A 12,001-nucleotide genomic window follows, 5' to 3' on the forward strand; every position below is an offset into this window, starting at 1 on the left:
CCCGAAGCTGCCCGCGCGCGTGGCCGATCTTGGGGCGGGGTGGGGCTGGCTGTCGGCGCAAATCCTTGCCTGCAACGGTGTTGAGCAACTCGATCTGGTCGAAGCCGATCATGTCGCCCTAAGCGCGGCGCGGGACAACGTGACCGACCCGCGGGCATCATTCCACTGGACGGATGCGACCACTTGGCGGCCTGCGACCCCCTTGGGTGCGGTCGTAATGAACCCGCCTTTTCATACCGGGCGCGCGGGCGACCCCAACCTTGGCCGGGCCTTCATTGCGTCTGCGGCGGCCGCGCTTGCGCCGCAAGGGCAACTGTGGCTGGTCGCTAATCGACATTTGCCCTATGAGGCGATGCTTGAAACCCAGTTTCGCGATTGGCAGGAGGTTGACGGAAGCTCTGCTTTCAAAATCCTACACGCGAGTCGCCCACGCCAAACCCGAAAGGGAGCCAGTAGATGAGCTTTTCCGTAGAAGGCAAAACCGCCATCGTGACCGGCGCTGCGCATGGTATCGGCCTTGCGATTGCCCGCCACCTTTTGGAAGCGGGGGCCAACGTGATGTTTGCGGATATCGACGAAGCCCGCCTTAAGGAAGAGTTGTCCGATGAGGCCGATAACGACCACGCGGCCTATTTCGCGGGAGATCTTCGCGAGCGGCTGACGCTGGCCAACCTTATGTCAGCCACGATCGAAAAGTTCGACAGGCTCGATATTCTTGTGAACGCATCGCGGCAGGTGGTGGCCACGGACCCTGATCACTTGCTTGATCTGGACGAAACAGTGTCGCAGCAGCTTGAACAGAACCTGATGATCGCCCTGCGCCTGTCACAACTGGCGGCCAAGCGGATGATTGCGCAGAGCGTGGAAGATCAGGACTCCGAAACAGACATGTCACCAAGCCGTCCGGCGGGCTCGATCATCAACCTGTCCTCCATTGCCGCGCGCCGCACCCATCCGCAGCTTTTGGCCTTTTCGGTCTCGACCGCCGCACTGGATCAACTGACCCGATCGCTCGCCGTGGCCCTTGCGCCCTCGCGGATTCGCGTAAATGCAGTGGCCTTTGGATCGGTCATGTCCTCGTCGCTCAAGGATAAATTGAAAGAAAACAGATCTTTCCGGTCCGACATCGTCGATCACACCCCAATGTCCCGCATTGCCCGCCCGACTGAAGTTACGGAAACCGTGCAGTTTCTCGCCTCGGAAGGGGCCGGGTTCATGACCGGCCAGATCCTGACTGTTGACGGGGGCCGCACGCTGCTTGACCCTGTGAACGCGCCCGCGCACTGACCAAGGCGACAAGTCCCACGCTCAACACCAAAAGGGCCGCCCCGAAGGGCGACCCAAACGGCATACCTGTCGCCCGGCGTGCTTTATTTCACGTCAGACCACGCAGCCTTGTCGATGTTCAGATCGCTGAACTTCTCAACGTCGAGAACCGGGTGTTCGACGCCGGCGGCCAACTGCTGCCTGAAATCGTTGAGCAGCCTAAGCCCAATCGGAAACAGCATGGTAAGCGCAACAAGGTTCACCAATGCAAGGATGCCCATCATCGGATCCGAGAAGAAGAACACCGATGTCGCCGCAGGCGCAGTCGCCCCGATGAACACCAACGCAACGATGGCCCCGCGCAGGATGTGAACCGCTTTGGGGTTTGTGCTTAGCACGCTCAGCGCGTTCTCACCCAAGTAATAGTTGTAGATAATCGAGCTGAACGCGAAGAGCAGAATCGCGAAGGTCAGGAAGTACTGCGCCCAACTGCCCACGTGACTGACCAATGATTGCTGGGTCAGGGCCACGCCGTTGATTCCTTCGGCCCCCGGCACATACACATCGCCCAGCAAGATGACGAACGCTGTGCACGAACAGATGACAATCGTGTCGATGAACACCGACAGCGATTGAACGATGCCTTGGTTGATTGGGTGGCGTACATACGCGACAGCCGCAACATTTGGCGCAGAGCCAAGCCCGGCCTCGTTCGAAAACAGCCCGCGCCGCAGGCCCTGTGCAATGGCCGCCCCCATGCCGCCCCCGACCGCTTCTTGCAGGCCGAACGCATTGCTGACGATGTCCCAGATCACGCCGGGCAGCGAAGTGATGTTCAGCAGGATGATGATAAGCGCCATCGCGATATAGCTGATGGCCATGATCGGAATGATCACGTCAGCCACTTTGGCGATGCGCTTGATCCCGCCATAGACGACAAAGCCTGTGATGATGGCCAGGAAAATCCCGGTCCAGATCCGGTTGATGCCAAGGCTGTCCTCTGCCGCGCCCGCAACCGTGTTGCCCTGAAACGCGTTGAAGCCAAGGGCAAAGGCCGCAATCAGGCAAACCGCATACAGCACGGCCAGCCAGCGAAACTGTTCGCCCAGGCCAAAGATGATGTACCGGGCAGGGCCGCCGCGATAAGTGCCGTCAGGTTCCGCGCGTTTATAAAGTTGCGCAAGCGAGCATTCGAACAGACTGGTGGCCATGCCCACAAGGGCAATCGCCCACATCCAGAACACCGCGCCTGGACCGCCCAGCGTGATCGCCACCGCGACCCCGGCAATGTTGCCGCCGCCGACGCGCCCGCCGACGGACACCAGCAGCGCCTCACGCGAGCTGACATGGCCTGCGGTGCGGGGGTCTTGCTTGCCATACAGCACCTGAAACATGCGCCCAAAGAATTGGAACTGCACCAAGCCGGACACAAAAGTGAAGGTCAGGCCCAGTACGACAAGGAAGGGGATCAAGGACCAGCCCCACGTAAAGTCGCCAATGGCGTTGAAAATATTCTCTATGAATCCCATTCGGTTCCCCTTTGGATCTGTGGCGGGCGGTTCGATTGCCGCACCTACCCCTCACCCAAACGCGCTCTGGACCAAAAATCCAGTGAACATGTGTAGGAATTACACAAATAGTTGCTTTGCGGATTTGCTGGGCTTTATGACGTCAACTGGCTGCGCATTGGGCAATGTCGCGGTCCGCGCGTGCAACAACGTCGGCGCGGCGGGCCAGCATGTCATTCAAAGCACGTTGCTCCTGTGCGGGGTCTATGGCCACTTTTGCGCGCTGGGGCGGGCGTGTCGTGTCGGCGCAGACCCCGACATTGGCACTTGGGCTGCCGCAAATTTCAACGCCGACTGTGACCCGAGGCCGGATCAGTTCCTCGCGGTATCCCAGCCTCAGCGCCTCGCGCGATTGGGCGATCTGGCGGTCCAGTTGCGCCAACTCTTGCTGCACGTCCCGTCTGCACTGCGCGGTTTGGCTCGCACAGCCTGCCAGCACCGCGATCAGAACAAGTATTCCTGCAATCCGTGTCATTCGCGCTCCTCTTCGCCACGACACTAGCGCGGCTGGGCCGTCAGGCAAAGCGTGCATGGCGCCCCGTGCGCGGCTTTGCTAGACCTTTCCCAAGCGAGGAGAAAAACAGCAGATGACCGACCCGTTCCAAGACCAGAAAAAACGCGCCTCAGCATGGTTCCGTGACCTGCGCGATCAGATCACGACAGCTTTTGAAGCGATGGAAGACAGCCAGGTGGAAGGCCCCACTGCCGACATGCCCGCAGGCCGCTTTGAGGTAAGCCAAACCAAACGCGCCTCTGAAGATGGCTCTGATGCGGGCGGCGGTTTGATGAGTGTCATGCGCGGCGGGCGCGTCTTTGAAAAAGTCGGTGTCAACGTTTCGACAGTGCATGGCAAACTGGCCCCCCGCGCGCAAAAGGCGATGGCCGCGCGCGGCGTGCCCGGCATGGAAGACGACCCGCGCTTCTGGGCCTCTGGCATTTCGCTCGTGGCGCATATGCAGAACCCGCATTGCCCCGCCGTGCACATGAACACCCGCATGTTCTGGACCCCCGGCGCGTGGTGGTTCGGCGGCGGATCTGACCTCAATCCCTGCATCGAATACCCCGAAGACACCGCCGCGTTCCACGCCACCCTGAAAGACGCCTGCACCCCCCACGACCCGGCCTATTACGACCGGTTCAAGGAATGGGCCGATGAGTATTTCTTCGTGCCGCACCGGGGCCGGGCGCGCGGCGTGGGCGGTATCTTTTATGATGACCTGAACACCGGCGATTGGGAGGCCGATTTCGCCTTCACCCAAGCCGTTGGGCGCGCCTTTCTGCCTGCCTATTTGCCAACCGTCGAAGCGCACCGGAATGATCCATGGTCAGACGCCGACCGCGATACGCAGTTGGTCCACCGCGGGCTCTATGCCGAATACAATCTCGTCTATGATCGCGGAACGAAATTCGGGCTTGAAACCGGGCATGATGCCAATGCGGTGCTGATGAGCCTTCCACCGCTGGCCAAATGGGTCTAGAACAACAAGCGAACATACACTTGGAGGACCCATCATGACCCTGTCAGAAATCGCCGCCGCACTGGTGGAAGGCTGCCGAACCGGCCAGACCATGGAAAACCTTGGCAAGCTTTATGCCGACCACGCCGTGTCCGTCGAAGCCGAGGACAATGACGGAAACGGGCGCGAGACGGTGGGCCTTGATGGCATCCGCGGCAAGCACACGTGGTGGGACGAAAACACAACCATGCACTCCGCCTCGGTGGACGGCCCGTTCCTGCACGGCCCCGACCGCTTCGCGGTGACGTTTTCCATGGATGTGACCATGTTCGGCGAACGCAGCCAAATGTCCGAAGTCGCGATTTACACCGTGGAAGACGGCAAGATCGTGCGCGAAGAGTTCTTCTACGGGGGCTGAGGGGCGTGCCCTCGACCCTTCGTCGCGCAGCGGCTGGCCTCAGGCCATCTTCACGTCGTTCTGGATTTCGCGCCAAGACCGAAGGGGGGCGTGCTCAAACCCGACGATGATGCGCTTGCCTGCATTTGCGGTGTCGGTGACCACCATGCCGACCCGCGCTGCGCCATTCGCTTCCCAGGCCCCGATGATCTGAGGGTTGGTGCCCGCACCGACGGCGCGCTGCATCATGTCGTCGGAAATATCGTTGATCGGATCGTAGCCCATGATCTCGGTGGCGCCGCCTGCCGCAAGGGCCTTCCATGCATCCTTGGCGCGTTTGCTCCAGTCAGCCTTGGTGTCGTCGGTGCCCACATGGGCCACTCGCATCTGTCCAGCAACTTTGTACCGGAACAGGTAGCACCCGCTCATGTACCCCGTCAGGATAGGGGCCCCGCCCACGGCGCACCAAGTGGTCAAACCGGGAATATAATAAAGCAGCGTGTAGCCAAGCGTCGTCCCGTCCAAGGCCGTCAGCGTCTGACCCGTCAGGCTTTGTTGTTGAGCCGTGCCCCAAAGCAGCCGCACATCGCCCACGGAATTGTTGCTTTTGATAGGCTCGTTGATTGATTTCCCGACAATGTCGTGCAGTGGCATAGCTCGTCCTTCGCTTTTCTGGGGCATCGCCTATCGGTCCTGCCGTCCGCAATGTGCCGTGATCTGCGTCACCCTCGGTTGGGAAGGGCCTTGCGTCAATTACGTTATTCCAGCCCCGATGAAGTTCGGGTGAATCGCCCTCGGCATTCGCCCCCGATTTCCTGCGTCAAATCCCGCTTGTTCAAAGCCATTGCTGCCCGCACCGGCCCCGGTCCCAAAGGCACGAGACACAAAAAAAAGCCCCCACACTCGCGCGCCGGGGCCTTTTGTTTTTCACCCAAACCCCTCGCACAACACCGCTGCGCTGAGGGCTCTCAGGTCACTTTGCTGGTTTGTCCGTCGCCTTGGCCTCTGTCGCCTCAGGCTCGCTCGATGCTTCGGGGGCCTTGCTGGGGCGGAACTGCATGCCCCGGCCTTTGTTCCCAGCCCGGCGCGCGCCCTTGGGGGCAGGCTCGGCCAGAAACGCAGCAAGATCGAATTTCGGCTTGGTGGAAAACATGCCCATCGGGTTGTCCTTCTTTTTGCGGAGGAACTCCCGCTGTACCTCAACATATAGGGGAAAAGGCCGTTGATTGTAAGCCCTATACGCCGGACCAGCGGGGGCACCGCCCCCCAAGCCCGCCCGCGCCCCGCTTTGCCATGCGGTGTTACTTCAGGGTTAGGTTGGCAATTCCGCCACTGATGACAGAGTCGGTGTCGTCGCTGTCGGCGGACACGGCCAGCCCGACCAGCACCCCGTCGGTTCCGGACCCGAAGGCGCGACTTAGGTCGGTCTGCAAATTGACGCTTTCCGCGAATGCCCCGGTGCCAGCCCCGCGCAACACAACGGTTTTGCCCCGCGCACCCAAGTAAGGCGAGGGCAGGATCGTCCCGCGCGCCGTATCACCGCCCCACACGTACAGCAGCACGCGCGCCTCATCCGCCTCCAAAAGCTTGCGGATGTTGCTGTCCTTGTACTGTGCCGCCACCGTTTCGGGCAGGAACACAAAATACAGCGACAGATTCCGGTCATCGCCGCCCTTCTGGTCAAGCGGGGTCGGGGGCACGCTTTGATCGACGCTCCATCGCCAGCTTGCCGATGTCGCGCCCCACTCCGCTTCGGGCAGGCGCGTCCACAACAGCGACACGGACCCGTCCGATTTCACCCCAAGGCTGCTGCCCGCTTGCCGGTAATCATTGCTCGAAAACAGGGAAAATTTCTGCTCGGTCCACCCTGTGAAATCCACGGCCGCTGCGGGTAATGCCGACAGGGCAGTCATCAGGGCAAGGGTCGCGACGGGAAGAAATCTGTGCATATGGGCCTCCGTTTTGCTTTGCCTCGCCCATCACGCCGCTCCGCACAAGCCACGCTTGCGTGAGCGTCGCGTGGGACTGCGGCGTCGCTCGTCTGCATTCCCCCCGCGCCGTAGCTCCCAACTAGGGTGTTTTGTCGAAAGGTCCGGCCCCCGCAAAGCCAAACAGCCGTCCAGGTGCTGCTACCCCTCCGAAGATCAAGGTTGCATGGCTTCGGCCGTTTGGGCCGGTCGATAGGATTTTGGGCAAGCTCAAAGAAAGAATGACACTTTGCCGTAGTTGGTCTACTATTACGTAATGTAGAGAATATTTTTGGAAACTAGTAACTTAAAGGTTGTATCTATGACATTCACTGAAGTTTCTGCGACGCGAAAAATGGTTAACTGCGCGGCTTTTTCATTGAGCATGTTTTTGATGGCGCCAACGATAGGGCATGCCGAAAGCATTACATTCGATGAACTTGGCCCAGCACCTTGTAGTTTTGCCAGTGCCGGACCGCTTGACAACGAGTATGCTGGGCGAGGCGTGACCTTCAGCGGCGGCTGGGAAATCTTGGATGAGTGTGGCAACTTTGGCGTCAATGCACTCAGTGGCGATAGCTTTGCTGCCTATAACACATCTACTTCTGGCATCACCAACAGGATCACAATGGTCTTTGATGCCGCAATCTCATCGATCAGCGGAGTGTTGGGTTCTGGTCGCGCGGGAACCTGGAATATCGTCGGGGTACTGAACGGCTCCGCTGAGGGGGCATCGTCTGTCGTTAATGCCGGTGGTTCCTACGTCGGCTTCGCACTTTCAGGGCTGTTTGATACGGTCTTCATTCAAGGTAGCGCTTCCTACGGTGTGCTCGAAAACCTTAACTTTACAACAAGCACGGCGCCGCCGACAACGCCGGTCCCGCTCCCTGCTGGCGGGTTGCTGCTTGTGTCGGGGATTGCCGTTGCGGCAACTCTCAAGCGTTTGAAAAAACGCGCGGCGTAACTTTGCGCAGCCGCGCTCGCCCCGGACCCTTTCAATCCGGTGTGTAAAGTACTGTCTTGGGGGTGTCGGTTCGGTCCGGCACCCCTTTTTCTATAAAACCGGGAACTGAGGCGCGCCTCACAAAGGGTCCAACATGGCGGTGTGCAAAATCGGGACGCTCAAAGCGATAGCTCGGAAGAGCTTTCTTTCGATGAGGTTCGGCCTTTTCGGGCGGATTCAGCCGAAAGCAGCGTCATACGCGTGGAATACACATGTCATACGTGTGTCATGCACTGCCGCCAAACGCCGCCTACAGCGCCGCCTTGCACGCACTGCGTTGCAGTGGTAGCCCGAGCCATCCCGACGGTTTCAATCGGATAGCTGCGCACCCATGACGACCCCGGCCCCTAGGATAGAAGCCACTGATTTAAAGCGATCTTTTGGTGGTCGCGCGGTGGTGGATGACGTGTCGATTTCCATCGGCGCAGGGGAAATCCTGTGCCTTCTTGGCCCATCGGGCTGCGGAAAATCGACTACATTGCGCCTGATCGCCGGGGTGGAACGCCCCGAGGCAGGCCGCATCGCGCTCGACGGTGTAACCGTCTGCGATAAAAGTACATTCTTGCCGCCTGAGCAGCGCTCCATCGGCCTTATGTTTCAGGATTTCGCCCTCTTTCCCCATCTCAGCGTCTGCGAAAACGTCGCTTTTGGCTTGACCGGGAAGCGCGCCGAAAAACTGAACAGAGTCAAAGAGCTATTGGCCCGTGTCGATCTTGAGCGGCACATCAACAGCTATCCCCACGAACTCTCGGGCGGCGAACAGCAACGCGCCGCCTTGGCCCGCGCTTTGGCCCCGCGTCCGCGCGTCATGTTGATGGACGAGCCGTTCTCGGGACTGGATAATCGGTTGCGCGATGGCATCCGTGACGAAACGCTGGGTCTGTTGAAAGACGAAGGCACAGCCGTGATGATGGTCACGCACGAACCGGAAGAGGCCATGCGCATGGCTGACCGGATCGCCTTGATGCGGGATGGGCGGATCGTTCAACAAGGGGCACCCTATAACCTTTACAACAGTCCGATCGACAAGGCAGCGGCGGCATTCTTTTCCGACATCAATGTGATACGCGGAACGGTGCAGGGTGGGCTGACCCGGACAGCCTTTGGCGAGTTTCTTGCGCCCGGCCATGCGGATGGATCCCATGTGGATATCGTCATACGGCCTCAGCACTTGAAATTGGACTTTGACAGGCAAGGGTCCGGCCCACTGCCGACCCCGCGCGAAGGGGTTCCGGCTATGGGGCGGGTGCGCCGATCCCGCTATCTCGGGCGTGAAAGCTTGGTTGAGTTCGAGATGGCTTTTGATGGATCGACGCTTCAGGCTGTGGTTCCGTCTGTCTTCCTTCCGAAGCCGGGTACACCACTCTGGTTGATGATGCGCCGAGATCGGTGTCATGTTTTCCCTTCCGGGCCTGAAAGTTCGGCATAAATCGTGGATTCTTACCTGTCGGGGTTTTGGGGCTTTGCCTTCCGCCCTATCTTCTTTACAGACGTACCATCGCAAGGGACGGGCGCGCGTTGCGCCGTCTGAGGGAGACTAAAACATGCTAAACAACATCGGATTGCCTGGTCTGCTGCTGATCGCCGTCGTGGTTCTGGTCCTGTTTGGACGCGGCAAGATCTCGTCGTTGATGGGCGAAGTGGGCAAGGGCATCACTGCGTTCAAGCGCGGCGTCAAAGACAGCTCGGCAGAGATTGAAAACGCTGACGAAACTGCTGCTCGCGACGTGACGCCGGAAGTCGAAAAAGACAAGGTCTGACGACCGAACACGCGTGGGACAGGCGGCAAGAACATGATTGATATCGGCTGGTCGGAACTGCTGGTGATCGGCGTTGTGGCATTGATCGTTGTGGGCCCAAAGGACTTGCCCATGATGTTCCGCCGCTTGGGCGAATTCACGGGTAAAGCGCGAGCAATGGCACGTGAGTTTTCGTCGGCGATGGACAAAGCCGCCGATGAAGCCGGGGTCAAGGACATCCAAAAAGACCTGCGCGCGATGGCCAACCCGCGCCAAACTGGGCTTGATGCTATAAACAAGGCGGCAAGCGACCTGGAAAATTGGGATGGCGAGGACACGCCGTCTGAAAAGCCAGCCGCGCCGCCGCCCTTGAGCCCCGAACGTGCTGAAGCTGCCGCCAAAATTCAGGCCGCATCAGCGAAAAAGGCGACCGAGCGGCACGAACGCGAAGCGGCCCAGAAAGTTGCGGCCGAAGCTGTCACGGATGACAAAGCCACATGACCGAAAACGACATTGACGATAGCTCGGCCCCGCTGATCGAGCATCTTGCAGAGTTGCGCACGCGCTTGATCTATTCGGTGATCGCGTTCCTCGTAGGCATGGTGATTTGCTTTACCATCGCTGAGCCGATTTTGAACTTTCTGTCGCAACCGATTGCAGATGTTCTGCGGGCGCGGGGCGAAGACCCAAGGTTGATCTTCACTGCGCCACAGGAAAAGTTCTTTGTCTTGATCCGGATCTCGATGATTGGCGGCTTTGCCATCGCGTTCCCGGTTATTGCGCATCAATTGTGGCGATTCATTGCGCCTGGCCTTTACAAGACAGAGAAGAACGCATTTTTGCCGTTCATGATCTCGTCGCCTTTGTTGTTCCTTGTTGGGGCGTCCTTCGCCCATTTCGTGGTTACGCCGCTCGCGATGAACTTCTTCATCGGTTTCTCGGACGCGATCCCAGCCTTGGCCAATCTGGTCGCGGGGCAGGGGGACTTTGAACCCAGTGCCGCCAGTCAGGAAATGACGACGGTGTTTCTTGGGTCGGTGCGCGAAAGCCTCGACTTGTCGTTGAAATTCATCTTTGCGTTCGGCCTTTGTTTTCAGCTTCCCGTTCTGCTGACCTTGATGGGCAAAGCCGGTCTGGTGTCTGCAGAGGGGCTTATTGCCGTTCGTAAGTACGCGGTTGTCGGCATTCTGGTCCTTGCGGCGCTGGTGACCCCGCCCGACGTCATCACACAGGTTATCTTGTTTGTCGTTGTCTATGGTCTTTATGAGCTGTCCATTCAGTTGGTGAAGCGCGTTGAACGGAAGCGCGAGGCGGAGCTTCGGGCGCAAGGTCTGTGGGATGAAGACGACACCGATGACGAGGTTGCCGGAAAAGGGGCCGGTTCGTGAAGTCTAGGAAATCGCTCAAACGGATCGCTGACGCGCTTGACCGGATGAGCCCGCCCCCCGCCAAAGTGCCGGATATGGGCATCGCAGAGGCGTTTGTCTGGCATGCGTCCCCGGATCATTTGGCCCCGGTGCAGAAAGTGTCTCGCGTTGATCTTCCCTTGCTCATAGGGGTGAATCGCTCGCGCGACACGCTATTGGAAAACACGCTGTCCTTTGCCCAAGGTTTTCCCGCGAACAACGCGTTGCTTTGGGGCGCGCGTGGAATGGGAAAGTCATCGCTGGTCAAGGCGGTGCATGCAGAAGTGTGCAAACGCGGGTTCGATCTGAAGATTGTCGAAGTGCAACGCGAAGACCTTCCCAGCATAGCACGACTGCTGGCCATTTTGCGCGCATCCAAAGAACGTTTCGTGCTGTTTTGCGATGACCTTTCGTTCAGTCATGACGACCAACATTACAAAAGCCTCAAGGCGGTTTTGGATGGCGGGATCGAAGGGCGACCGGAAAATGTGGTGTTCTACGCTACGTCGAACCGTCGCCATCTGATGCCCCGCGACATGATCGAGAATGAACGCTCCAGTGCGATCAGCCCCTCCGAAGCGACTGAGGAAAAAGTATCGCTGTCAGATCGGTTCGGACTGTGGCTTGGGTTTCATCCCTGCACGCAGGACGAGTATCTGGCGATGATCCGGGGCTATTGCGACGCCTTCGGATTGACTATCGATGACGCCACCTTGCACGCCGAAGCGATCGAGTGGCAGGCGACACGTGGTGCCCGATCTGGCCGAGTTGCGTGGCAATATGTGACGGATCTGGCAGGCCGTAAGGGCGTCACGCTCTGACAGGCCCCGCCGCGTCTCTGGGAAGAGTGGGGCGGCTTTCGCCGCCCATGCCTTACTGGCTCAGATAGGGAACTGGATCGACCCGGCTTGATCCCTGAAGCACTTCAAAATGCAAGAACGGATCGTCCGCCGCGTTTACGACGGCGATCTTCTGACCGCGCGCCACGGTGGTGCCTTTTTGAACAATGACGTCATCCACATTCGCGTACACGGTGAGCAATCCGCCAGCATGGCTCAGAACGACGATCTGGATCTGATCAGTATCGCGGGTGATGGCTGCAACGGTTCCGGCTTCGGCTGCGCGCACCGGAGCGCCAGCGGCTGCGCCGAAATCCACGCCTTCGTTTCTGCCCGGGCTGTAGCCGCGCACAATTCGG

16 protein-coding genes are annotated in these 12,001 nt (G+C 59.4%); 10 read left to right on the forward strand and 6 right to left on the reverse strand.

The window, feature by feature from the left end:
• Both E2L05_RS19055 and E2L05_RS19060 read left to right on the forward strand, forming a co-directional pair.
• The coding region (locus E2L05_RS19055; protein ID WP_133344482.1) for a class I SAM-dependent methyltransferase at positions 1-460 on the forward strand (460 nt) is incomplete at its 5' end.
• Positions 457-1,287 (forward strand): SDR family NAD(P)-dependent oxidoreductase, encoded by an 831-nt coding sequence (locus tag E2L05_RS19060; protein ID WP_133344484.1) that lies wholly within the window; start codon positions 457-459, stop codon positions 1,285-1,287. The genes E2L05_RS19055 and E2L05_RS19060, both read left to right, overlap by 4 nt.
• An 83-nt stretch (positions 1,288-1,370) precedes the next feature.
• Here E2L05_RS19060 and E2L05_RS19065 read toward each other — a convergent pair whose 3' ends face one another.
• Together E2L05_RS19065 and E2L05_RS19070 are read right to left on the reverse strand one after the other, a co-directional pair.
• A complete protein-coding gene (locus E2L05_RS19065) occupies positions 1,371-2,795 on the reverse strand; it encodes an alanine/glycine:cation symporter family protein (protein ID WP_133344486.1) in 1,425 nt (474 codons plus the stop codon).
• A gap of 142 nt (positions 2,796-2,937) precedes the next feature.
• Positions 2,938-3,309 (reverse strand): hypothetical protein, encoded by a 372-nt coding sequence (locus E2L05_RS19070; protein ID WP_133344488.1) that lies wholly within the window; start codon positions 3,307-3,309, stop codon positions 2,938-2,940.
• 112 nt (positions 3,310-3,421) lie between these two features.
• On the opposite strand from E2L05_RS19070, the gene hemF reads away from it, so the two are divergent.
• Both hemF and E2L05_RS19080 read left to right on the forward strand, forming a co-directional pair.
• Positions 3,422-4,312 (forward strand): oxygen-dependent coproporphyrinogen oxidase, encoded by an 891-nt coding sequence (gene hemF / locus E2L05_RS19075; RefSeq protein WP_133344490.1) that lies wholly within the window; start codon positions 3,422-3,424, stop codon positions 4,310-4,312.
• Positions 4,313-4,346: 34 nt separating this feature from the next.
• Positions 4,347-4,709, forward strand: a complete 363-nt coding sequence (locus E2L05_RS19080) for a SnoaL-like domain-containing protein (RefSeq protein ID WP_133344492.1) — start codon at positions 4,347-4,349, stop codon at positions 4,707-4,709.
• A gap of 39 nt (positions 4,710-4,748) precedes the next feature.
• Here E2L05_RS19080 and E2L05_RS19085 read toward each other — a convergent pair whose 3' ends face one another.
• From E2L05_RS19085 to E2L05_RS19095, 3 genes are all read right to left on the reverse strand, one after another.
• Positions 4,749-5,369 carry a hypothetical protein gene (locus E2L05_RS19085; protein ID WP_133344494.1) on the reverse strand — a complete coding sequence of 207 codons (621 nt, stop codon included), beginning with the start codon at positions 5,367-5,369 and terminating at the stop codon, positions 4,749-4,751.
• A gap of 292 nt (positions 5,370-5,661) precedes the next feature.
• Positions 5,662-5,847, reverse strand: coding sequence for a hypothetical protein (locus E2L05_RS19090; RefSeq protein WP_133344496.1), 186 nt, complete (start codon positions 5,845-5,847; stop codon positions 5,662-5,664).
• Positions 5,848-5,989: 142 nt separating this feature from the next.
• On the reverse strand, positions 5,990-6,637 hold the full coding sequence (locus E2L05_RS19095) for a DUF3047 domain-containing protein (RefSeq protein WP_133344498.1): 648 nt from the start codon (positions 6,635-6,637) through the stop codon (positions 5,990-5,992).
• Positions 6,638-6,947: 310 nt separating this feature from the next.
• Between E2L05_RS19095 and E2L05_RS19100 the strand changes: the two genes are divergently transcribed.
• The 6 genes from E2L05_RS19100 to E2L05_RS19125 all read left to right on the forward strand — a co-directional run bounded on the left by E2L05_RS19100 (position 6,948) and on the right by E2L05_RS19125 (position 11,624).
• Entirely contained in the window at positions 6,948-7,619 is a 672-nt protein-coding gene (locus E2L05_RS19100) for a VPLPA-CTERM sorting domain-containing protein (RefSeq protein WP_133344500.1), read from the forward strand.
• Positions 7,620-7,989: 370 nt separating this feature from the next.
• Positions 7,990-9,087, forward strand: coding sequence for an ABC transporter ATP-binding protein (locus tag E2L05_RS19105; RefSeq protein ID WP_133344502.1), 1,098 nt, complete (start codon positions 7,990-7,992; stop codon positions 9,085-9,087).
• Positions 9,088-9,202: 115 nt separating this feature from the next.
• Positions 9,203-9,418, forward strand: a complete 216-nt coding sequence (locus tag E2L05_RS19110) for a twin-arginine translocase TatA/TatE family subunit (RefSeq protein ID WP_133344504.1) — start codon at positions 9,203-9,205, stop codon at positions 9,416-9,418.
• A gap of 33 nt (positions 9,419-9,451) precedes the next feature.
• Positions 9,452-9,898 (forward strand): Sec-independent protein translocase protein TatB, encoded by a 447-nt coding sequence (tatB, locus tag E2L05_RS19115; RefSeq protein ID WP_133344506.1) that lies wholly within the window; start codon positions 9,452-9,454, stop codon positions 9,896-9,898.
• On the forward strand, positions 9,895-10,785 hold the full coding sequence (gene tatC, locus E2L05_RS19120) for a twin-arginine translocase subunit TatC (RefSeq protein WP_133344508.1): 891 nt from the start codon (positions 9,895-9,897) through the stop codon (positions 10,783-10,785). Before tatB ends, tatC begins: the two co-directional genes overlap by 4 nt.
• 44 nt (positions 10,786-10,829) lie before the next feature.
• Entirely contained in the window at positions 10,830-11,624 is a 795-nt protein-coding gene (locus E2L05_RS19125) for an ATP-binding protein (protein WP_133344512.1), read from the forward strand.
• A gap of 52 nt (positions 11,625-11,676) precedes the next feature.
• Here E2L05_RS19125 and E2L05_RS19130 read toward each other — a convergent pair.
• The coding region (locus E2L05_RS19130; RefSeq protein WP_133344510.1) for a M23 family metallopeptidase at positions 11,677-12,001 on the reverse strand (325 nt) is incomplete at its 5' end.

This window comes from Meridianimarinicoccus aquatilis (genome assembly GCF_004358675.1).
Lineage (GTDB): Bacteria > Pseudomonadota > Alphaproteobacteria > Rhodobacterales > Rhodobacteraceae > Meridianimarinicoccus > Meridianimarinicoccus aquatilis.